Annotated in this window: 19 protein-coding genes; 4 read left to right on the forward strand and 15 right to left on the reverse strand. The window is 60.6% G+C overall.

The genetic code is table 11. The annotated features are described in order from the left end of the window. Window positions 1-97: 97 nt before the first annotated feature. On the forward strand, window positions 98-1,237 hold the full coding sequence (locus tag ACD590_RS03135; protein WP_439002124.1) for an acyltransferase family protein: 1,140 nt from the start codon (window positions 98-100) through the stop codon (window positions 1,235-1,237). A gap of 75 nt (window positions 1,238-1,312) precedes the next feature. Here ACD590_RS03135 and ACD590_RS03140 read toward each other — a convergent pair whose 3' ends face one another. From ACD590_RS03140 to ACD590_RS03165, 6 genes are all read right to left on the reverse strand, one after another. After that, window positions 1,313-2,452, reverse strand: coding sequence for a PAS domain-containing sensor histidine kinase (locus ACD590_RS03140; protein WP_439002125.1), 1,140 nt, complete (start codon window positions 2,450-2,452; stop codon window positions 1,313-1,315). Further along, entirely contained in the window at window positions 2,452-3,240 is a 789-nt protein-coding gene (locus ACD590_RS03145; RefSeq protein WP_047622012.1) for an alpha/beta fold hydrolase, read from the reverse strand. The genes ACD590_RS03140 and ACD590_RS03145 overlap by 1 nt, the downstream gene beginning before the upstream one ends. 87 nt (window positions 3,241-3,327) lie before the next feature. Further along, a complete protein-coding gene (locus tag ACD590_RS03150; RefSeq protein ID WP_439002126.1) occupies window positions 3,328-3,840 on the reverse strand; it encodes a GXWXG domain-containing protein in 513 nt (170 codons plus the stop codon). A gap of 166 nt (window positions 3,841-4,006) precedes the next feature. Next, complete coding sequence (locus tag ACD590_RS03155; RefSeq protein ID WP_018245071.1) at window positions 4,007-4,570, reverse strand: biotin transporter BioY; 564 nt, start codon at window positions 4,568-4,570, stop codon at window positions 4,007-4,009. Between the two features lie 24 nt (window positions 4,571-4,594). Then, window positions 4,595-5,203, reverse strand: a complete 609-nt coding sequence (locus ACD590_RS03160; protein ID WP_439002127.1) for an energy-coupling factor transporter transmembrane component T family protein — start codon at window positions 5,201-5,203, stop codon at window positions 4,595-4,597. Next, a complete protein-coding gene (locus tag ACD590_RS03165; protein WP_064650557.1) occupies window positions 5,203-5,877 on the reverse strand; it encodes an energy-coupling factor ABC transporter ATP-binding protein in 675 nt (224 codons plus the stop codon). The genes ACD590_RS03160 and ACD590_RS03165 overlap by 1 nt, the downstream gene beginning before the upstream one ends. 118 nt (window positions 5,878-5,995) lie before the next feature. Between ACD590_RS03165 and ACD590_RS03170 the strand changes: the two genes are divergently transcribed. Beyond that, on the forward strand, window positions 5,996-7,186 hold the full coding sequence (locus ACD590_RS03170) for a winged helix-turn-helix domain-containing protein (RefSeq protein ID WP_028734875.1): 1,191 nt from the start codon (window positions 5,996-5,998) through the stop codon (window positions 7,184-7,186). A gap of 342 nt (window positions 7,187-7,528) precedes the next feature. Here ACD590_RS03170 and ACD590_RS03175 read toward each other — a convergent pair whose 3' ends face one another. From ACD590_RS03175 to ACD590_RS03190, 4 genes are all read right to left on the reverse strand, one after another. Then, on the reverse strand, window positions 7,529-9,352 hold the full coding sequence (locus ACD590_RS03175; RefSeq protein WP_439002128.1) for a hypothetical protein: 1,824 nt from the start codon (window positions 9,350-9,352) through the stop codon (window positions 7,529-7,531). Between the two features lie 106 nt (window positions 9,353-9,458). After that, window positions 9,459-10,562, reverse strand: a complete 1,104-nt coding sequence (gene ribB / locus ACD590_RS03180) for a 3,4-dihydroxy-2-butanone-4-phosphate synthase (RefSeq protein WP_018245075.1) — start codon at window positions 10,560-10,562, stop codon at window positions 9,459-9,461. Window positions 10,563-10,575: 13 nt separating this feature from the next. Next, complete coding sequence (aroC, locus tag ACD590_RS03185; RefSeq protein WP_018516574.1) at window positions 10,576-11,673, reverse strand: chorismate synthase; 1,098 nt, start codon at window positions 11,671-11,673, stop codon at window positions 10,576-10,578. Between the two features lie 232 nt (window positions 11,674-11,905). Beyond that, complete coding sequence (locus ACD590_RS03190; RefSeq protein ID WP_439002129.1) at window positions 11,906-15,085, reverse strand: bifunctional diguanylate cyclase/phosphodiesterase; 3,180 nt, start codon at window positions 15,083-15,085, stop codon at window positions 11,906-11,908. 244 nt (window positions 15,086-15,329) lie between these two features. Here ACD590_RS03190 and ACD590_RS03195 point away from each other — a divergent pair, with 244 nt between their 5' ends. Then, the gene (locus tag ACD590_RS03195) at window positions 15,330-15,590 is read left to right on the forward strand and encodes a DUF1344 domain-containing protein (RefSeq protein ID WP_018449305.1); all 261 of its coding nucleotides are present in this window, start codon (window positions 15,330-15,332) and stop codon (window positions 15,588-15,590) included. Window positions 15,591-15,716: 126 nt separating this feature from the next. Here the strand turns inward: ACD590_RS03195 and ACD590_RS03200 are convergent, their stop codons facing one another. The 4 genes from ACD590_RS03200 to ACD590_RS03215 all read right to left on the reverse strand — a co-directional run bounded on the left by ACD590_RS03200 (window position 15,717) and on the right by ACD590_RS03215 (window position 19,223). Next, window positions 15,717-16,307, reverse strand: coding sequence for a histidine phosphatase family protein (locus ACD590_RS03200; RefSeq protein WP_018245079.1), 591 nt, complete (start codon window positions 16,305-16,307; stop codon window positions 15,717-15,719). 24 nt (window positions 16,308-16,331) lie between these two features. Further along, window positions 16,332-17,150: an enoyl-ACP reductase FabI gene (gene fabI, locus ACD590_RS03205; protein ID WP_018245080.1), complete on the reverse strand. Its 819-nt coding sequence runs from the start codon at window positions 17,148-17,150 to the stop codon at window positions 16,332-16,334. A 121-nt stretch (window positions 17,151-17,271) separates the two neighbouring features. Beyond that, window positions 17,272-18,489 carry a DnaJ C-terminal domain-containing protein gene (locus ACD590_RS03210; RefSeq protein WP_439002130.1) on the reverse strand — a complete coding sequence of 406 codons (1,218 nt, stop codon included), beginning with the start codon at window positions 18,487-18,489 and terminating at the stop codon, window positions 17,272-17,274. A gap of 275 nt (window positions 18,490-18,764) precedes the next feature. Beyond that, entirely contained in the window at window positions 18,765-19,223 is a 459-nt protein-coding gene (locus tag ACD590_RS03215) for an RT0821/Lpp0805 family surface protein (protein WP_018245082.1), read from the reverse strand. Window positions 19,224-19,288: 65 nt separating this feature from the next. On the opposite strand from ACD590_RS03215, the gene pdxH reads away from it, so the two are divergent. Further along, a complete protein-coding gene (pdxH, locus tag ACD590_RS03220; protein ID WP_018245083.1) occupies window positions 19,289-19,909 on the forward strand; it encodes a pyridoxamine 5'-phosphate oxidase in 621 nt (206 codons plus the stop codon). Window positions 19,910-19,914: 5 nt separating this feature from the next. Here pdxH and ACD590_RS03225 read toward each other — a convergent pair whose 3' ends face one another. Further along, entirely contained in the window at window positions 19,915-20,952 is a 1,038-nt protein-coding gene (locus ACD590_RS03225) for a polysaccharide deacetylase family protein (protein WP_028734871.1), read from the reverse strand. Window positions 20,953-21,206 lie beyond the last annotated feature (254 nt).

The raw sequence follows: 21,206 nt of genomic DNA on the forward strand, positions 1-21,206 counted from the left end.
AACTGACCCACAATCATTATTCCTACGCCAACTGCGAGTATCTTGCGCCAAAATCCAAGTCCAGGTAGTACTGGATTTGATTTTGGGGGAAATCGCTATGGTAAAATCTGAAGCCGGCAGCCCGTATATTTACGGCGTCGACGCACTACGATTTGTATGTGCACTCATGGTAACGATGTTTCATCTTGGATTTGCTTCCTGGGCTTCGCCCTTATATCTAAGACCTTACAAAATGCCCCTGATAGAGAATATCGCCCAACCTGGATGGGTTGGTGTCGAATTGTTTTTCGTCATATCAGGGCTCGTCATCGTCAACTCTGCCGCTGCAGCCACTGCGATGTCGTTTCTCAGGGGGCGAATTCTGCGGCTCTATCCAGCAGTATGGATATGTGCGTCACTGACGCTGATCGTCATTGCAACTCAAGACGTTAATCGCCGCATCATCAAGAACTATCTGCGGTCGATCACCCTCTACCCTGGCGGGCCATGGATCGATGGCCAATATTGGACCCTGGCATGTGAGATCTGTTTCTACGCCCTTGTCTTCATCATGTGTGCGATGGGTCAGAAGGCAAGGATGCCTGCTCTGGCGCTCGGCTTGTCACTGGCCAGCACGGTGTTTATCGCTCTGTTATACGCCCTTCCCGATTCAGACATCCTGGCCACATTCACGGAGACCGCCTGGCGGGCCATCCCTTTTTACTATGGCTGCCAATTTGCCATTGGCATCTACATCTGGCTTTTGTCTCAAGCTCGGATGAGCCGAATTTCCTGGGTGGGTTTGATCTGCGCCTTGGTGACGGGGGCGGCTCAGATATACATGGCAGGCGAAAATACCAGCGAGCGCACTCTTGCCGCAGCCGGTCATTCCTTCTCGCCGCTTCCCGCAGTCGCAATCTGGGTGGCGGGGCTGATATCAATCGTTGCAAGCGTGACCTATGCCAAGCAGATCAGTCGTCTGCCGACCGCCCTCCTTCAATCGGTCAAAACCCTCGGCTCGATGACCTACCCGCTCTATCTGCTGCATTTCGCGATCGGCGTCCAACTTCTCGACTGGCTGACTGATCTGGAGATGACACCGCTGTTGGCGCTGGCCTTGGCCGTTGCGATCGTCTGTGTAATGTCGCTGGCGGTGTGCAAATGGGGAGAGCCTCCCATCCGCAGCGTTTTGCGATTGGTCTTCGACAGGCTTGGGCAACGCGTTGCTGGTCTTCAGACGAAAGAGTCTCGGGTCTAGGTGCCCGAGCCCTTCATAGCGTCTGCGATGTGAATGTGTCTTTCCGCCCACGTCGGCGCAGCTGTGCGGTCCGGTTCAATCCAAGGGCATCACAAAGGTGAAGCGTGTCTCGTTGTCACCGGAACTGACCGTGATCGCCCCGCCATGGGCGCGGGCGATTTCCGAAGCGATATACAAACCCAGCCCCAATCCTCTTTGACTTGTGCCGGCTTCGCCTTTGAAGAAAGGCTGGAAAAGCCGTGTCATCGCATCGCTGGAAATAGGAGCGCCGCCGTTGGCGATCCAAAGCTCCAGTCTTCCGTCGAGAGTTGCCGCAGATAGCCGCACCGGTTCGTCCGGCGTCCCATGGGTCAGGGCATTTCCCAAGAGATTGGACACCAGCTGGCCAATCCGGCTGCTGTCGCAACTTATAGGGCCGTCTAATTCGATGCTCACTTCAATCCTGCGGTCGAGGTGACTATAGCGGAGTTCTTCGATGACCTGCCGCAGGATCGGCTCGACCTCCTCCGCTCGCCTGTCGAGCACGATGCCGCCACCCAATCGTGCACGCGCGAAGTCGAGGACGTTGTCGATCAGGCCAGACATGCGAACGACGCTGCCCTGCATCAAATCGAGAACTTTAGTCGAGCGATCGGTCTGCTCTTCCTTTCGCAACATACGCCCCGCAGCAGCAATCGAGGCAAGCGGGTTGCGCAGGTCGTGGCCAAGGATGGCGATGAACTGCTCCCGCAACTCGGCGGTTTGCTGTTCGAAGTCGAGCTGGGATTTGACGATGGCACCGGCCGTGTCCGCCGCCGCGCGCGCTTCGACCAACTCCCGTTCATAACGGCGACGCTCGGCAGCCTGGAACATCGTCACACGGGTGAAAAGCAGGGCACCGTCTTCTGCACGTCTTTCCATGGCATTGGCGAGCACAGGCAGTTTTCTACCGTCCGCCGCCATAAGATCGAGGGCAACCTCGTTGAAAAACCCTTGCATGCGCAGCAAAGGCGCAAAATGGGTTTCGTAGAATATACGGCCCGAGGTGTTGAGCAGATCGTGAAGTCGTTTGCCGAGGAGTTGCTCGGCAGGGATGCCGATCCAGGTCGACAGCGTTTTGTTCACCTTGGCGATGCGCCCGTCCGGCTGCAGCGAAAGATAGCCGCATGGCGCGTTTTCGTATAAGTCCTCAAGGTCTTCCGCCGGCATGGAGATCTGCGTGTCGGGACCGCTCATCAGACGAACCGCCGGATTGCAGAGATGACCTCGTCGGGAGCGCTGAGGTTAGGGCAGTGGCCACTTGCGTTCAGCACGACCAATTGGCTATTCGGGACCTGCTGATGGACGTATTCGCCGACCTCTTCGGAGGCGATAATATCATCGCGGCATTGAAGGATCAGCGTTCTGGCGGTGACGCGCGGAAGGTCGCGGCGATTGTCTGACGTGAAGGTCACCCGTGCGAATGCCTTGGCGATCTCAGGATCGGTGCGGCAGAAACTGTTTGTCAGCTCTTCGCTAAGTTCCGGTCGATCCGGATTGCCCATGATGGCGGGCGCCATGGCGGCAGACCACCCCAAGTGATTGTCGTCCAACGATGTCAGGAGTTCGTCTATCTCGGTCGCGCTGAAGCCGCCGATATAGTCATCGTCGTTGGTATAGCGCGGCGACGGCCCGACAAGGATCAGGCTTTCAAACAGGTCCGGTGCCTTAAGCGACGCGATGACGCCAATCATCGCGCTGACGGAGTGCCCGACGAAGACTGTTTGCGTCAGGCCAAGCGCGCGGCAAATTTCCACGAGGTCATCGGCATAACCAGACAATGAAGAATACTTTCCGGCATCATAGGCCGTGAGATCGGATCGACCCGCGCCAACATGATCGAACAGCACTGTCTTGAAGTCGCCTTCAAAAGCCGGAGCCACGAAGCGCCACATATTCTGGTCGCACCCGAATCCATGCGAAAAGATCATCGCACGCTGGCCATCGCCCCGGACTTGAACATGATTTCGATCGATGACGGTCATCTCGTCCTCTTCCCTGCTTTCATAGCATGTTCAGCCTGTTTTGGATTGAGGAAAGATTATCCAGGCGCCAGCCGTTTGCTGCATACCTCAGTCCATCACTTTCCGGAGCTTGAAGAAGAACCGCCGAGGGTCGTCGCGAACGCACATCATTCCGGCAATCTCGTCATCGTCAATCCTCCGGAAGTAGTCCACGATCGGCTGTTTGTCGTAGATCATCGCAGCCGTTTCGATGCCGTCGAAGGCCTGAAGCCGTAACGAAGCGGTCGTGCCTCTCGCTCGAAGCATCTTCTGCAGGTATGAGAACCAGCTGCGCGCGACGAATGTCCGGCCAAAGGGCGCTATCTTGATCGCCAGCCTGATGGGTAAGAAGCTTGGCTCGAGCGCCACCAGTCGGCCCGGTCTCCACGTGAAGAGCAGGGCGTCCGCCCTCATGTCGGAATGGAAGCGCTTGCCAAACCAGTTGAGATTCTCGAGCACGCCGTCCAGTGGATGATCCGACGGAATGCCGACGCCGCTCCAGAGGCCGACCATGTCCTTCGGCGGGACAGGATCCAGCGACCGGAACCAGGCAGCCATCTCCTCCTGCTGGTCGCCTCGCATGATTTCTCCTTCACGGATGTTCGTTGCGACAAATGAAAAGAAGGTTTGGAAGTTCCCGCATTCATCCGGACCGGAAGCGACTTCTGGTGAAAGGCTCCATGTCTTTAAGCGCAACGGCCCCCGAAGGGGCCGTTGGGGTATTCACCAGACAAGACCGGTCTATGCGTCAGGCGCGCGACGGCAGCAGGGGATAGCCGACCATGACGGCGCGGCCAAGCAGGGCTGCGACGAAGGCCTTGATCACGTCGCCGGGAATGAAGGCCATCGAGCCGACGAAGGCTTTCGTGAAGCCGAAGCCGGCGACGGTGGCGAGATAGGTGATGCCGAAAGCGTAGAGCACGACGATGCCGCCGGCCATGGCGGTGAGGAAGAAGCTCACCGTCTGCACCAGGCCGGATTGCTGTTCGTTGACCAGCCGTTCGCTGAGATAGCCGGTGACGAAGGCGGCAAAGATCCAGCCGATCAGGAAGCCGGCCGTTGGCGACGCGAAGATCGCAAGCCCGCCGCGGCCACCGGAAAGCACCGGCAGGCCGATCGCGACCAGAACCAGCACGATCAGCACGGCAATCGCGCCGCGCCGGGCGCCGAGCACGACACCGGCCATCATGACGCCGAGGGATTGGGCGGTGATCGGCACCGGAATGAAGCCGAGCGAGATCGGCGGCAGCAGGCCAAGCGCCACGATGATCGCGGCAAAGAGGGCGGTAAGAACGAGGTCGCGAGTGCTCATCATGAATTCCGTGTTTATCAATCGTTAACTCACATGCCGCCGAATTCCGCGCGCGTCAATCGCCGCGGCGATATTATCCGCATCCTTAAGGGTCAGGATGATCAGCGGCGCAAGCAGCGTCGTCGGCCGGACCTTCAGCCCGCGTGCCTTATGCGCCTCGCGGATCGCCTGATAACGGCCGACGATCTCCGGCACGAAACGCAGCACCAGCCCCAGCGCCAGGCCGATATCGTCGGCCTGCACCCAGCCGGTGCGTTCGAGCGGGCGGGCAAGCGCCGTCACCTCGTCGATGAACTCGGTGATCGACGTCGTCGCCGTCACGGTGGCGGCAAGCAGCATCAATGCCGTCAGCCGCAGCAGCGGCACGAGCGCCTGCTGCCAGGGATTGAAGATGAGGTTGAAAAGCGCCACGACCACGATCGTCAGGAAGACCGGCCGCAGCCGCCTGAGCCCATCGGCAAACGGCAGGCCGATCATCCGGTAGAGAACCGCCGTCAGCAGCACGGCGATCGAAAGCAGCAGGATGTTGCCGCTGATGAACAGCACGACGCCGAAGACCGTCAGCGACAACAGCTTTACCCGCGGCGAAAGCCGGTGCATCACGCTGTTGCCTTCGACATAGAGCGATTGCATCAGGCGGCGATCTCCTTGTAGCGGGCGATCGCCTCGGCAGCCGGCGCATCGGCGGCAAGCCGCCCTTCATGAAACAGCAGCACCCGCTCGAAACCGGCGATCAGCTCCAGATCATGCGTGATGATGATGGCGCTTTCCGGGAGCCCGGCGATAATCCCTTCGACCAACGCCCGGTTCTTGAGGTCGAGCTGGTTGGTCGGTTCATCGAGGATGAGAATGCCAGGTCCCGTCGCCAGCACCGAGCAGAGGGCCGCCACCTGCAGCTCGCCGCCGGAAAGCTCATGCGCGCGGCGATCGGCCAGCGCCTCAGCGCCGAAGCGGGCCAGCACGCCCTCGACCTTCGCCTCGATTTCCGCCTTGGTGAAGCCGCGCCGCTTCAGCCCGAAGGCGATGTCGTCTTTGACGATCGGCAGGATGATCTGGTTCTGCGGCGACTGGAAGATGAAACCGACATCGGCCACAGCAGCCTTCTCATCGCTCGTGTCGCGGCCGTTGACGGTGACGCGGCCGACCGATGGCTTGGTCAATCCGTTGATCAGCCGCGCGAAAGTGGTCTTGCCCGAACCGTTCAGCCCGATGACGCCGATGCGTTTTCCACTGATGCCAAGCGTCAGCGGCTGCAGCGCCACCCGTGCCCCGAAACTGACCCCGGCGCCTTCGAAACGAATATCCAAACCCATCCCTCGCATCCTCGCGATCCCGCTTCTATACGGGGAATCTCCGGTGATGAAAGAGTAAATCTCCTTGTCGATATCGGGTGGCTAGGAAGATTTTCCGGATTATGATGCAGTCATGACGAATCTGCTTTCCAATTCCGACGCCCGCCGTGTCTTTCTTGCCAAGCAGGGCCTCAGCGCCCCGCCGAACCGCGCCTTGACCAAGGCCGGCCTGTTGCAGCTCATCCATGAACTGGGTTTCGTCCAGGTCGACAGCATCCAGACGGTGGAGCGGGCGCATCATCAGATCCTGTTTTCCCGCAACCAGACCTACAGGCGCGAGCATCTGACCGCGCTGCTCGAAAAGGACGGCGCGCTGTTCGAGCACTGGACACATGACGCCTCCATCCTGCCGAGCGCCTTCTTCGTCTATTGGAAGCACAAGTTCCGCCATCAGGAAAAGGTGATCGTCGAGCGCTGGCGCAAATGGCGCGGCGAGGGCTTCGAGGCGGCGTTCGCGGAGACCTATGAGCGCGTTGAGCGCGACGGCGCGATCCTGGCGCGCGACATCAAGGCCGACGGCCACGTTTCCGGCGGCTGGTGGAACTGGCATCCGAACAAGACGGCGCTCGAATATTTCTGGCACACCGGCAAGTTCGCCATCGCCGGCCGCTCGAATTTCCAGAAGATCTATGACCTGGCGGAACGCGTCATCCCGGCCGAGTTCCGCGAGCCGGAGGTGAGTCGCGAGGAGTTCGTCGACTGGGCCTGCCGCAGTGCGCTTACCCGGCTCGGCTTCGCCACCCATGGCGAGATATCAGCCTTCTGGAACCTGGTCTCGCCCGATGAGGCCAAGGCCTGGGTATCAGCCCATCGCGACGAACTGATCGAAGTGCTGATCGAACCGGCGCTTGGCGGCAAGGCGCGCCCATCCTGGGCTTTTACCGATTTCCTGTCGACACTCGACACTTACCCCGGCGCTCCGCCGCGCGTCCGCGTGCTCAGCCCCTTCGACCCGATGATCCGCGACCGCAACCGCACCGAACGCCTGTTCGGCTTCTTCTACCGCATCGAGATCTTCGTGCCCGAGCCGAAGCGCGAATATGGCTATTACGTCTTCCCGCTGCTCGAAGGCGACAGGCTGATCGGCCGCATCGACATGAAGGCGGATCGGAAAAAGTCGACGCTCGACGTCAAGCGGCTGTGGCTGGAGCCCGGCGTCAAGCCGTCGGCTGGGCGGCTGGAGCGGCTGGAGGCGGAGCTTGATCGGGTTGCGCGGTTTGCGGGTGTGGAGAAGGTCGTGTTTTTGGACGGCTGGAGGGCATGATTCCGCTAGACCGGTGCAAAGCCTTGCGAGGCTACATTAGTCACGCGATCGCGCAAACCAAGCTTGTTCCCGTCGACACATTGCCACTACTGCGCATCAACAAGACACCTCCTGTGCATAGATCCTTGCAAAGCAATCACAAGGAAGCTCTTGACCCTATTGGGTCTAGCGGTGGCGCAATCTCATCGCAGGTTCTGCGGCAAACTCAAGCAACATGAGGCATCGCCACTCGCCGCGACAAGTCCTCGCGCGATCGTCAAATCGCAGTCAACAGCGTCTGAATTAGGTCGCAATGTGTCCACGCACTAATCCCCGAGTTGTGGCTTCCATCGTCCAGCAACATCAGCGAAGCGATGAATGGTCAATGCGAAAGAGTTGAAAATCTGTCTTTGACGGAGATGGAATACGCTGAAGTCCCGGCCAAGAGCCGCCTCTCGCCAGCTCCGCGTAAAGTGGCGCCTCACGTGGATCAACGGACAACGGAAATCTGCAGACGGCGACATAGTCGAAAGGCGCGAGTGCCGAGCGGCGAACCTCGCTGGCGTGCGACGTAAAGGCCTCAAACATCCGTTTCATTCCTGGCGAGGCGCGGTGGAATGGAACGGCAGCGACAGAAAATCCGTCGGGCGCCGCAAATACAACCGGCAACGCCAACCCCTGCGGCACCGCTATGCGCCCGGGTTGCTGGCTCGAAAGAACGGAAAAGTCCTGATCAGCGCAGTCACTGTAAGCCATATAGTCGATGGCATCGTAATGGGATTCCTGCTGCGGTATTATGAATCGCAATGCGGCAGTCGTTCCAAGGACAAGAACGACGGCTGCCGCAACAAGGGTGCGAACCTGTTTGAGCCTGCCGGACGCGTCTGCGGCCGACATTGTGACGAGTTCAAGCGCAAGCGGCAAGAACAGTGGAATAAATGCGAACGCGAAGCGTATGTTTCGCGTCTGAAGCAGCGTCAGCACGAGGCTTGCGACGGCGATGGCAAACATGATCGCAATACCCGCATGCTGCTTGCGCGCCCCACCAATCACGGCCGGCAGCGCCATGATTGCGATGCAGGCAAGGACCGCGAGCATGAAGACGACGAAGAACTGGCCTTGCTGGAGAAAATAGACGAAGCTGTGCTCCTGCCCGACCCTGTCCAGCCAATCCGCCTTGGAGAGAGGGTCGATCATCCAATAGGGACCGGACAAGCAACGGGGGAACAAGATGGCAGTTGCTGCTGCGACGAATGCTGTCGGAAGGGCAAGCCCAATCAGCTTCACATTAAAGGTTTGCTTTGCCAGCAAGGCTGTTCCTGTAGCCAGAGAAAGGGAGCAGCCGATCGCGAGCAGAATATAGGGAGCAGAAACGGCGTCGCACTGCATCGAGAGAATTCCCGATGGCCCAATGAAAGCGAATGCGGCAGGCAACGTCAGAACCAGAATTGTTACTGCCGCGGCAAAAAGCACCTGGCGCGTGCCGCGGACATCGAAGACAAAGCAAAGAACAAGGCCGAGAAAACCGAGCGTTACAAACGGCAGCCCCTCGAGACTGACGACGAAGCAGATGAGCGTACCGGCTCCGACAAGGATTCCGCCCGCCCTGTCCCATCTTTGAAGGCCCGCCATCATAATCAAGAGCCCGATGATCTGCATATTGTGGTGGTCGATGCGACCCGGAACGAATTCCCACACGGCAAGGGCCATCAGGAAAACGCTGGTAACCACGATTGTGTAATTCAATGCGCGTGATACTCTCAGTTGCGGGCGAAAAATCGCCGCGACCAAAAGACAGAATATCGAGAGCATCACCGGCGGCCAGATGTCGAAAGAAATTGGGATTGATTTTTCGAGACCGAGCAACGGCGCCAATATGGCCGCTATGGTCATATATGGAAGATCGATCAACCGCGACCATGGCGACGCATAGGTCTCCGGCATCGCGATCATCGGCAGCGTCAGATCATACCAACGCCCATTTGCCGAGAAAAATTGGCGAATCTGCAATTCACGCATGCGGTCATCGATATCGCCGAGAAAGCTGCGCGCATCGGCAAAATCGAGAAGGGCGATAGACAAAGCAGCGAAGTATATGACCGAGAAAATCCGCCATGTCGCCAGAGGTTTATTCTTGGCGCAATTTTCCTGTGTCTGCGACGCATTGATTGACAGATCGACCTGCATGATTCCGCTCCAATCCCACATCGGATCAATAGACGGAAGATATTTAAATTATGGTTGGTTCCGGGACTAAACATCTAGAAACGGAGCGGCGGCAGCATGAGCGTAGTCAGCAGATCTCCGTCGTGCTGATCTTGATGCCGAAACCTTCGAGGCCGACATAGTGGCGCTCGCGGCTGGTGAGCAGTTTGATCGAGCTGACGCCGAGATCCCTGAGGATCTGGGCGCCGAGGCCGATTTCCAGCCACTCGCTGTCGCGCGTCTGGGCTTCGGCATGGGCTTCGCGGCCCTGGTTGCGGGCCTTGCGGCCGTTGTCGTGGTGGCCGACGCCGACCGAGCCTTCGCGCAGATAGACGATGACGCCGCGGCCTTGCTCGGCAATCTTCTGCATGTAGAAATCGACCGGGCTGTTCTTGCCGAAGAGATCATCGGCGACATTCTCCGGATGCAGGCGCACCGGGATGTCGACACCGTCGCGGATGTCGCCGAAGACGACGGCGAGATGCTGCATCGGGTCCCAGGGCAGGGAATAGGTATGGGCCTTGGCTTTGCCGAACGGCGTCTCGATGTCGAAGCTGGTGCCGAGCTCGATCAGCGTTTCCTTGCGCTGGCGATAGGCGATCAGATCGGCGACGGAAACAAGCTTCAGCCCGTGCTGTTCGGCAAAGTCCACCACCTCAGGGCCGCGGGTGACGGTGCCGTCGTCGTTGACGAGTTCTGAGATAACGCCGATCAGCGGCAGGCCGGCGAGCTTGCAGAGGTCGACGGCAGCTTCCGTATGGCCGGAGCGCATCAGCACGCCGCCTTCGCGGGAAACCAGCGGGAAGATGTGGCCGGGACGGACGAAATCGGAAGCGCCGACATTCGGATTGGCGAGGTTGCGCACCGTCAGCGTCCGGTCGTCGGCGGAGATGCCGGTCGTCGTGCCGTGCTTGAAATCGACCGAGACGGTGAAGGCCGTCGTATGGGCCGAATCGTTTTCCGCCACCATGGCGTTGAGGTTGAGGCGTTTGGCCTCTTCCTTCGGCATCGGCGCGCAGACGATGCCGGAGGTGTGGCGCACGATGAAGGCCATCTTCTCAGGTGTGCAATGCACGGCAGCGACGATCAGGTCGCCTTCGTTCTCGCGGTCATTGTCGTCCATGACGACGACGATCTCGCCGGCCTCGAAGGCCCGGATGGCGTCGACGACACGCTTCTGGTCATAAGACATGGGACGAGCGCTCCTATTTCAGACGGCCGGTCTGGCCGCGGTCGCGAAGATAATGATCGGCGACGGCGCAGGCGACCATCGCCTCGCCGATCGGCACGGCGCGGATGCCGACGCAAGGGTCGTGTCGGCCCTTGGTGCGGATATCGACATTCTTGCCCTCCGCATCGATCGACTGGCGTTCGGTCAGGATCGAGGAGGTCGGCTTGACGGCGAAACGCGCCACCACCGGCTGCCCGGTGGAGATGCCGCCGAGAATACCGCCGGCATTGTTGGAAAGGAAGATCGGCGTGCCGTCATTGCCCATGCGCATCTCGTCGGCATTGTCTTCGCCTGACGTTTCGGCGGCGGCAAAACCATTGCCGATTTCGACGCCCTTGACGGCGTTGATCGACATCAGCAGCGAGGCGATATCCTGGTCGAGCTTGGCATAGATCGGCGCGCCGAGGCCGGCCGGCACACCTTCGGCGATCACCTCGATGACTGCGCCGATCGAGGAGCCGTTCTTGCGGATGCCGTCGAGATATTCCTCCCAGACCGGCACGATCGCGGCATCGGGCGAGAAGAACGGGTTCTGATCGACCTGGTCCCAATCCCAGTTGCGGCGATTGATCTTGTGTTTGCCGATCTGCACCAGCGCGCCGCGCACGGTAACGCCTGGCACGACAAGGCGGGCGATGCCGCCGGCGGCAACCCGCGCAGCGGTTTCGCGCGCCGAGGAGCGGCCGCCGCCGCGATAGTCGCGAATGCCATATTTGAGGTCATAGGTATAATCGGCATGGCCGGGGCGATATTGCTTGGCGATCTCGCCGTAATCCTTGGAGCGCTGGTCGGTGTTTTCGATCAGCATGGAGATCGGCGTGCCGGTGGTCGTCATCGTCTCGCCATCGGCGTCCAGCATGACGCCGGACAGAACCTTCACCAGATCGTCCTCGCGCCGCTGCGTCACGAAGCGGGATTGTCCGGGCTTGCGCTTGTCGAGCCAGACCTGCAGGTCTTCGAGCTTGAAGCGCAGCCCCGGAGGGCAGCCGTCGACGACGCAGCCGAGCGCCGGACCATGGCTTTCGCCCCAGGTGGTTACGCGGAAAAGGTGACCGAATGTATTGTGCGACATGTGTTCCCACGGTGGCGCGCCAAAGCCGGTCGCTGCCGGCCGCGCCATTGCTTGAAAAGGCGCGACACTCATAGGCCAAAAACCCGCCGAGGCAAAAGCCTTTCTTTGCGCCAAACCGCCAGCTCAGGAAATGCTGTTTCCGTTCGTTGTCGGGGATGGACGGCGCATCCTGCCGCCACTCTCTCTGCGCGGGCGGGGAGGGGTCAGGACGAGGCCGATCGGCAGGCGGCGATCACGAGGCCAGCCGCCACCCCGTTCCTGTGGCTTCGTTGGTGAAATCGTCGAAGGAGAGCGGCCGCGAAAAGGCATAGCCCTGCAGGATGTCGCAGCCGAGATCGCGCAGCAGTGCGGCATGTGCTGCCGTCTCCACTCCTTCGGCCACCGTCTCGACGCCGAGCGAGCGGGCGATCTCGATGATCGAGCTGACGAGTGCGCGCTCCTGCGAGGCATTGACGATCGGCTGCACCAGCTGCCGGTCGATCTTCAGCCGTTTGGGCTTCAGCTTCAACAGGCTGACGATCGAGGTATGACCGGTGCCGAAATCGTCGATCTCGATATCGATGCCGAGCGCCTTGATGCGCTCGAGATTCTGCGAGACGACGTCCTCGCTCTCGTCGAGGAAGATCGATTCCACCAGTTCGAAGGAGATTTCGCCTGGACGGATATGCAGGTCGGCGAGCGATTCCAACAGGCTGCCGTCGTGCAGCCGCCGGGCCGAAACATTGACCGAGACCTTGGGCACGGCAATGCCGCGCGCCGTCCAGCGCATCTTGTCGCGCAGCGCCGTTTCGAGCACGATCCGGTCGAGCATCTGCACGACATTGATCTCGTCGGCGATGCGCAGGAACTTGTCGGGCGTCAGCAGTCCCTTGGACGGGTGCTGCCAGCGCACCAGCGCCTCGACGCCGGTCAGTTCCATCGTCCGGGCGCAGAATTGCGGCTGATACCAGGCGGTGAATTCGCAATTGTCGATGCCGGCGAGGATCTCGTCGGCGGTGCGCTTGGTGTTGATGATATCGGCCTGGAGATTGTGATTGAAGAATTCGAAGCGGTTGCGGCCCATGCTCTTGGCGCGGTAGAGCGCGATGTCGGCATTGATCAGCACCTTGCGCGCATCGACATGGATGCCGTTGGCGAGTGCAATGCCGATCGACACGCCGCAGCGGCAGGAAAAGCCCTGGAAATCGATCGGCTGGCGCATCTCCTCGATGATCCGCGTCGAAAGCTGCGCCATCTCCTTGTCGCCGACGTCGAGGGCGAGGATGACGAACTCGTCGCCGCCGATGCGCGCGACGATATCGCTGCCGCGGACATTCTTGGCGAGCACCTTCGAGGCGTGCACCAGCATCGCATCGCCGGCGGCATGGCCAAGCGTGTCGTTGATGTCCTTGAAGCGGTCGAGATCGATGTGCAGGATCGAGAATTTCTGCCGCTGCTGCCGGCCGTCATGGGTGAGATTTTCGAGTGCGATGTCGAGCTTGCGGCGGTTGGCGAGTGCGGTCAGCGGGTCGTGCAGCGAATTGTGCTCGATCCTGTTCTTGACAAGTTCGAGCTCGATATTCTTGGCGACCGCCTCGTCCTTGGCGGCCTTCAGCCGGATCGTCATCAGCACGTCTTCGGTGGCATCGAAGGCGATGCCCATGATCTTCATCTCGCCGGTCCCCGTCTGGTGGACCTTGCCGACCGAGCGCACATAGCGCACCGAGCCGTCGTCGACGATCACCCGGCAGACGAGGGTGTGCGTATCGCCGTTGCGCTTGAAGTGACGCGCGCTTTCGAGCGCCAGGCTCCGGTCCTCGGGGTGGATGCGGCTAAGCCAGATCTCCTCGGTCATGAAGCCGTTGCGCGGCGCAAGCCCGTAGAGCTCGTGCATCCGCTCGTTCCAGATCGAGCCGCCGAGGCCGGGCCGCGCCTCCCATATGCCGCACTGATAGGAGTTGAGCGCCAGGTCGAGCCGGCTGGAAAGCTCGGCGAGCTGCCCCTCGCGGCTTGAGAGCTCTTCAAGCGCCAGCTCCAGCTCGGCATTCTTGACCTCGCTCATATCCTTGGCCTTGCGCAGCGTGTCGGTGGTCACCGCATCGGCGGTCACGTCCCAGACGATGCCGATCGTCTTGCTGACGCCGCCGGCATCCGTATAGAAGGCGCCGACCGAGCGCAGGTGGCGGATGCCACCGTCGCCAAGCAGGATGCGGTACTGCGCCGTGCAGGCAGCGCCGGCAATGCTGCAGCTGAAGAAATGCACTTCGGCGGTTTCACGATCCTCGGGCAGGATCGCCGCCAGCCATTCGTCGAGCGGCCGGCTTCCTTCTGCCGCCGCTTTGCCGTGCAGAGCCGCTGCGCGGGCGTCCCAGAGCAGGCTGCTCGAATGATCCTCCAGCTCCCAGATGCCGATATTGGAGGATTCCAGCGCCAGATTGAGCCGCTGCGACAGTTCCAGCAATTTTGCCTCGCGCCTCTCCAGCGCGGTAATATTGCGATTGCGCTCGCCGAGCAGAAGGGTCGCGAAGAAGATCGGCACGATGATGATGAAGCCGGCGACAAGGATGATCAGACGCAACTCGGTGCGGTTTTCGGGTATCGCGTTCCAGCCGCTGTTCGGGACCGCGGAAAGCTCCCACTTGCCGCCGGCAAAGCCGATCTTCTGGCGCATCGGATGCTTGTCATCGATATCGGACGAACCGAAGAACGGCGGCGGCAGAGCCGCATTGGTCGCGGCCGCCGCGCCGATATCGCGGATGGCGATCGAAAGATGGTCGAGATGCGGATAGCGTTCCCGGTTCTCGCGGTCGCGTGCCGGCATCAGCCCGGTCGCCTGGTAGAACATCGTCTGGTCGATCGCGACCTCGACTGCCCCCCAGAGCCGCCGCTCGCCGTTCTCCCTGACGAAAACCGGGAAGAAGATGGCAAAGGCGTCGCGGCTATCAATGCTGATCGGGCCGTAGAAGCGCGCCGACTGGTCGCCGGCCGCGCTGGTCATCACCTGGCGGAAGAAGAGAGTTTCGCGCACGTCGCGGCCGATCCGCTCATTGCCGGATTGCGGCGGGTGGATGTCGCGGACGATGAAATCAGGGGCGACGGCGATATGAATGAAGGACGGGTTCTGGATCAGCAGCCAGTTGATCTGGCGCTCCATCTCCTCTCCGTTGGCCGCGCTGAGGGAGATCAGGTTCGTAAGGTCGCGGACGACGCTGAGGTCCAAATTGATCTCGGCCATCACCCGGGCGCGGATCAGATTCGTCTCGTTTTCGGTGCGGATATGAAGTTCGCGCACATAAGACGCAGTATTGGCCCGGTCGAGGCCGAAGCCGACCATGATGACGACGAGGGCGACAAGCGACGAAACCAGAAACGAAACGCGAGTATTCTTCAACACGCGCCGCAACTGCTTGCTGTCGCTGAGCCTGGATAGCAAAATGAAACTCCCCTGTTGGCGAGCAACTGTAGGACGCGCGGGTTAATTTACGATTGCCCGCCGGCGATGCCGAAAAATCGTGTGAAGGGAAAAACCGCGGGTTAACGCGGCATCTTGATTATATTTAAAATCCTATTCATCAATTGGGCGGGAAAAGCCATTCTTACGGGCAATTTTCGCCATATTCAGGAGCTTATCTGTGGCCAGTCATGTTCTCGTGCAGCGTCTTAAAAGGATTGTCGCCATGCGTTTCGTCGTCGCCACGCTTTTGGCAACAGCAAGCTTCCTGTCACCGATGAGCGGTTTTGCCGAGAGCGCCGATGTCGAGGCGACGATCAAGAAGGTCGACACAACAAACCTCGTGCTGACGCTCGATGACGGCAAGACTTATCAGGCGCCTGAGGAATTCAATTTCGACGGCCTCGAAGCCGGCGTGAAGGTGATCGTCTTCTATACCGAGGTCGACGGCAAACGCGTCATCAACGATCTCGACATCGTCAAATAGGCAGTTCTCTGGAGACTGATCGGGTGAGGTAAGCGCCGATCGCTGCAACCTCCCTGGACCGCACAGGCCAAACAGCTCGTTCGCATCCCAATCCGACCTGTTGAGCGCATCGCTGGCTGGCAATGCCTACAGCCAGACGATCGTTCGCTCCGAGGTTTCGATCCTGATGATCCGGTCCTGCGGGATCGCGCCTTCCGCAGCAGTGCTTTTCGGCAGGTCGGCGATTGTCTGGAAAAGCGTGCGGATGACGCCGCCATGTGTTACGCAAACCGTCGGACGGTCGACGGAGTTCAGCCATGAGCCGGTCCGCCAGGAGAGAATTTCATAGCTTTCCGCATCATCGCCGGGCGGGATGAAATCCCATTTCGAGGCATTGCGTTCCGCCACCCGCTCACGCTGCGTCGCCTTCAGCTCCTTGATCGTCGAGCCCTCCCAGTCGCCGAAGGAAATTTCCACCAGCCTCGGATCGGTACGATAGGCCAGCGGTGGCAGGCCCATGGCGGTGCGCATGATCTCCATGGTCGCGCGTGTGCGCCCGAGCGGGCTGGCGACGAAATCGAATTGGTCGATCGTGTCGCCGAGAATCCCGGCAAGCGCGATGCCGTTCTGCCGGGCCTGTTCCAGGCCCGTGGCATTCATCGGGATATCCTTCTGACCCTGCAGGCGGCGCTCGGCATTCCAGGCGGTCTGGCCGTGTCTGATCACGTAGATAAGCACGGTCTCAGCTCCGCTCGAAATGCTCTAGTCCTTGATGACGGAAATGTCGGGCGCGTCGACCGCCTTCATGCCGATGACATGATAGCCGCTGTCGGCATGGTGCACTTCGCCGGTGACGGAGCGCGACAGGTCCGACAGGAGATAGAGGCCGACATCGCCGACTTCCTCGATGGTGACGGTGCGGCGCAGCGGTGCGTTATATTCGTTCCACTTCAGAATATAGCGGAAATCGCCGATGCCTGAGGCGGCAAGCGTCTTGATCGGTCCGGCCGAGACGGCGTTGACGCGGATGTTTTGCGGCCCGAGGTCAACGGCGAGATACTTGACGCTCGCTTCGAGCGCGGCCTTGGCCACACCCATGACGTTATAGTTCGGCATCACCTTTTCGGCGCCGTAATAGGTCAGCGTCAGCATGGCGCCGCCATCCGTCATCAGCTTCTCGGCGCGGCGTGCGACCGAAGTGAAGGAATAGACGGAGATCTGCATCGTCTTGGCGAAGTTGTCGGCCGAGGTGTCGACGTAGCGGCCGGTCAGCTCGTCCTTGTCGGAAAAGCCGATCGCATGCACGAGGAAATCGATCTTGCCCCACAGCTTTTCGACGTTCCCGAAAACCTCATCGATGGTGGCTTCGTCGGCGACGTCACAGTGGCCGACCAGCGTCGCGCCGATTTCGGCAGCGAGCGGCTCGACACGCTTCTTCAGCGCATCGCCCTGATAGGTGAACGCGACTTCCCCACCCTGCGCATGAATGGCCTTGGCAATACCCCACGCAATCGAACGATTGTTGGCGACACCCATGATGACGCCGCGTTTGCCTGCCATGAGGCCGGATGCTTGAGCCATATTTCGCTCCCTAGGATTCTGATCGATCCTGCCTATGGCATAGGCCGTTAATCGGTTCAAGCTTGGCCGGGATCATCAACTGTTAGGGATCGTAATAAAGGGTGCGAATGTCATAAAAATTTCATAGGAACAGGCCTTCGCGCATGCTCCGCATGAGATCGGTGATTTTATCGTCGGGTTTTTCCCACAAGATAATGCGCAATTCGACGACGAGATCGCCTCTGCCGCCCTCTTCGCGGGGCAATCCCTGACCGGGAATTCTAATCGCCTTGTCCGAGCCGGACCATGCCGGGATCGTCACGTTCAGCGGCCCGCTCGGTCCCTCGATGCGGGCTTCGGTGCCGAGCACGGCATTTTCGATGCTGAGCGGCAGCACGGCGTGCAGATCGAAACCGTCGACCGTGAAGCGCGGATCTGGCGCAATGCGAATGTTGATGACGGCGTCGCCGCGCTGCAGGCCCGGCAGTTTGAAGCCCTGTCCCTTGAGCCTGATCTCGTGACCGTCGGTCGTGCCGGCCGGCAATGCGAAGCCGATTTCGCGGCCCTCCGGCAACGATGCAGTGATCCAGCCGCTCTTCAACACGTCGTCGATCGTCACCGTCGCCGTCGTCACCTCATCCGGTGCCTTTTCGAGGCCCGTATCCTTGGCGCCGGTGAAACGGCGCACCAGATTTGTCAGGATGCTGAGCGGCAGCGACAGGTTGGCGGCGGCATTTGCCGCAGCTTCGCCGGCTTCCTCGTCGCCCTTGCTGTCGGCCTCGGCGGCATCGCCGTCCATACGCTTGCCGGCGTCGCCCTGGGCGTTTTGTGTCTGCTGATTTTGGGCCTGCTGGTATTGCGTCTGCTGGGCGCGACCCTGCGCTTGGCTACCGGCGGCTGCGCGGGCCTGGGCGCCGAAAATGCGATCCACCATCTCGTCGGCGGCCTCGGCGGAACCTGCCTGTTGCCTGGAGCCTTCGGCGGCAGCCTTCTGGGCGGCGCGCGCCAATTCTTCCATCACGCGTTCGGCATTGGCCTGCGCCGCCTTGGCGCGCACGGCCGCCTCGCGGGCGGCCTGGCGCTGCTGCATGATCGTCTGTTCGTGTTTCTTGGCTTCGGCCATCCGCAGGGCATTGTCGAACAGGCTGCGCTTGCGCGGATCCTTCAGCGTTTCATAGGCGCGGCCGATCTCGGCGAACCGGGCCGTCGCTGTCGGATCGTCCTGATTGTGATCGGGATGGGCTGATTTGGCCATGTTGCGCCAAGCCGCCTTGATCTCGTCTACTGCCGCGTCGCGCTTGACGCCCAGAATTTTATAAGGATCGCGCATGTCAAAACCGCCGGTGTTGCGATGCGGCAAGCCTCGTCCTTGCCCGGCATCCCCGTCCAATAAAACGTGTGTGGCGCCACCCGCCACAAAGGCAGGAAGAACCACTCTCAACGCCGATCCTGCGGCGGAGTTGCTAATCACTTGTTATTTCTGTGGAGACATGTGGGGTGTTTCGCGGCGAATGGTTAGCTCTTTGCTAAGCATTGGGCAGAAAGCGGCCGCGCGTTAACCTGTTGGCGACGGCGCCCCGCGTCTTTTCGAACGCGCAAAGGGACGCTGTAACATTTTGAACTACCTTGGGAAGATCAGCTCTCCGGCTGGAAACTCAGAAGCTGCCAGTTGCCGCCGCCGACGAGGCAGGTCTTGCCGTAGAATTTGGCGATGCCGACATAGGAATGCCGGGTCGTGCGGAACTGGCGGCAGACCTGGCCGGACTCATTGTTCTCGACGATCGTATCGATGACACCGGCGCTGCCGGTCGATGCATTTGCCCAGGGAAGCGGCTGGCCCTCGAGCCTTTGCACATCGGCCGAGGTCACGGCATTGCGCACGGTCATTTCGTCGGAAAGCGTGTCGGTGCTCGGCGGCGTCTGCGGCACGGTGCCGGTTGCCACCGACCGGTCGACCTTGGCGTCACTCAGGAAATCCATACCGCCGCCGACGCAGCCGGAAAGCGATAACATCGCGGTGCTGATGACGAAGAACGCGCGGCTGCGTCGCCGCAGGCCCTTTGTATGGCGAGATGACTTTGTTATGACTTCCACCCTGCATCCTGTCCAGTTATCAAAAGCTGGGCGAGTTTTGAATAATCCGGGGCATTTGAACCAATATGTCGGCAAACGAGTTAACAAGCGGTGACTTTACCGAAAGTGGCGAACCCTTCAAGCTCTTTGCCGAATGGCTGAAAGAAGCCGAGGCGTCCGAGCCCAACGACCCGAATGCGGTGGCGCTGGCAACGGTCGATGAGGATGGTCTTCCCAATGTCCGCATGGTTCTCCTGAAGGGATTCGACGACAACGGTTTCGTCTTCTACACCAATTTCGAGAGCCAGAAAGGCCGCGAAATTCTTGGACAGAAAAAGGCTGCCATGTGCTTTCACTGGAAAAGCCTGCGCCGCCAGGTGAGGCTGCGCGGCCCCGTCGAGATCGTCACCGATGCCGAAGCGGACGACTATTTCAAGACGCGTGCGCGCGGCAGCCGCATCGGCGCCTGGGCCTCCAAACAATCCCGTCCGCTCGAAAGCCGATTCGCGCTGGAAAAGGCGGTGGCCGAATATACCGCCCGCTATGCTATCGGCGAGATTCCGCGCCCCGCCCACTGGTCGGGGTTCCGCATCCGGCCGACCTCGATCGAATTCTGGAAGGACCAGAAATTCCGCCTGCACGACCGGGTCGAATTCCGCCGGCCATCACCGGAAGGCGAATGGGACAAGGTGCGGATGTATCCGTAACGGGCTTATCGGCCCATCAGCTTCAGCGGTATGCCGGAGGCAAGCGCCGAGACATAGCGTCGCTTCTGGTAGAAGCCGTTGAGCGAAATGCGTGGGAGATAACCGGTCAGCTTCGCTGCCGGCAGCCCGGGTTGCGTGGTGACCGCGAGGGTAAACCCGAGATTGCGAGCGATGCGCGCCTCGCGGGCCGTCGCAGCGTCCGGCGTGCCATAGGGATAGGCGATCGTCTCGGGACGGATACCGGTCACCGCTTCGACGTAATCGGCCGAAGCCTGCATTTCTATTCGTGCTTCGGCTTCCGGCAGCCGGGACAGCGCGCGATGGCTGATCGTATGGGCGCCGAGCGTTGCGAGCGGATGTGCCGCCAGCCATTGCAATTCGCCGGGTCCCATCACCAGTTCGCGGACGATATCCGTCGGCTCGATGCCGTTTTCCCGCGCCAGCAGATCGATGGCGGCGACGGCGCGCGCCTCGTCGGAGCGATGGATATAGGCGGCGAAGCGGTCGAAGGCATGCCATTGCTGCTGCGGGCTGTCGAGCACCAAGCGCTCCATGCCGCGGCCGAAATCGAAGCGGATTTCCGGCACCTGGCGTAAGAGGATCGCCAGCGTCTCCCACCAGATGCTGTGGGAGCCCTCGGCAAAACCCTTGGCGACGAATACCGTGAACGGCGCTTGATGTCGCTCGAATACCGGCAGCGCATGTTCCAGATTATTGCTGTATCCGTCGTCGAGCGTGAAGGCAGCAAACGGCGCTCCGCCCTCGGGCTCCGCCAGCAGCACCGGCACCTCGCCGAGCGGCACGAAACGATAACCCTCCCGCCTCAACCGCCGCAGCGCCGCGTCGAGAAAGCGCGGGGTGATTTCGAGATGCGCATTCGGCTCGAAGGCCTCTGGCACGTGCGGGCGGACATGATGCAGCGTGAAGACGACGCCGCGCCCGCGCGCTTCGCGCATCAGCCCGGCCGAGGCGAGCAGCCAGGAAACCTCGAGCCCGGCGCCGATCGCTGCGCGTTTTGCCAGTCGCTTGAATTGTCCCGTCATGCGGCGCCCGTCCCTTGCCTTTGCTGGAAACTAGCAAGTGCGACTTAAGCCTTGCTGAATCCCTGTTCGGAACAGGTCTTTGATTTCCTGTTAACCAAGGCAATGAAAAGACTAGAAAAATGATAGGCGTTGCCTCAAAGTCGCGCCAAACTTGCGGCTTCTGTCACATTACGGCACAAATGCCGGTCTGACCGAGAGCCCGCATCAAGGGCTGCGCATCAGCGGCCAGCGTATGAGGGGCCAGCGTATGAGGG

Origin of the sequence: Rhizobium sp. 862_C5_N1_2, from assembly GCF_051811205.1 — a bacterium.
In the GTDB taxonomy this organism is placed as follows: domain Bacteria; phylum Pseudomonadota; class Alphaproteobacteria; order Rhizobiales; family Rhizobiaceae; genus Rhizobium; species Rhizobium leguminosarum.

Excerpts from the sequence above, each read along its gene's own strand:
- ACD590_RS03135 (WP_439002124.1), top strand. The coding sequence starts at position 98 with ATGGTAAAATCTGAAGCCGGCAGCCCGTATATTTACGGCGTCGACGCA.
- ACD590_RS03140 (WP_439002125.1), bottom strand. The coding sequence starts at position 2,452 with ATGAGCGGTCCCGACACGCAGATCTCCATGCCGGCGGAAGACCTTGAG.
- ACD590_RS03145 (WP_047622012.1), bottom strand. The coding sequence starts at position 3,240 with ATGACCGTCATCGATCGAAATCATGTTCAAGTCCGGGGCGATGGCCAG.
- ACD590_RS03150 (WP_439002126.1), bottom strand. The coding sequence starts at position 3,840 with ATGCGAGGCGACCAGCAGGAGGAGATGGCTGCCTGGTTCCGGTCGCTG.
- ACD590_RS03155 (WP_018245071.1), bottom strand. The coding sequence starts at position 4,570 with ATGAGCACTCGCGACCTCGTTCTTACCGCCCTCTTTGCCGCGATCATC.
- ACD590_RS03160 (WP_439002127.1), bottom strand. The coding sequence starts at position 5,203 with ATGCAATCGCTCTATGTCGAAGGCAACAGCGTGATGCACCGGCTTTCG.
- ACD590_RS03170 (WP_028734875.1), top strand. The coding sequence starts at position 5,996 with ATGACGAATCTGCTTTCCAATTCCGACGCCCGCCGTGTCTTTCTTGCC.
- ACD590_RS03175 (WP_439002128.1), bottom strand. The coding sequence starts at position 9,352 with ATGCAGGTCGATCTGTCAATCAATGCGTCGCAGACACAGGAAAATTGC.
- ribB (WP_018245075.1), bottom strand. The coding sequence starts at position 10,562 with ATGTCTTATGACCAGAAGCGTGTCGTCGACGCCATCCGGGCCTTCGAG.
- aroC (WP_018516574.1), bottom strand. The coding sequence starts at position 11,673 with ATGTCGCACAATACATTCGGTCACCTTTTCCGCGTAACCACCTGGGGC.
- ACD590_RS03195 (WP_018449305.1), top strand. The coding sequence starts at position 15,330 with ATGCGTTTCGTCGTCGCCACGCTTTTGGCAACAGCAAGCTTCCTGTCA.
- fabI (WP_018245080.1), bottom strand. The coding sequence starts at position 17,150 with ATGGCTCAAGCATCCGGCCTCATGGCAGGCAAACGCGGCGTCATCATG.
- pdxH (WP_018245083.1), top strand. The coding sequence starts at position 19,289 with ATGTCGGCAAACGAGTTAACAAGCGGTGACTTTACCGAAAGTGGCGAA.
- ACD590_RS03225 (WP_028734871.1), bottom strand. The coding sequence starts at position 20,952 with ATGACGGGACAATTCAAGCGACTGGCAAAACGCGCAGCGATCGGCGCC.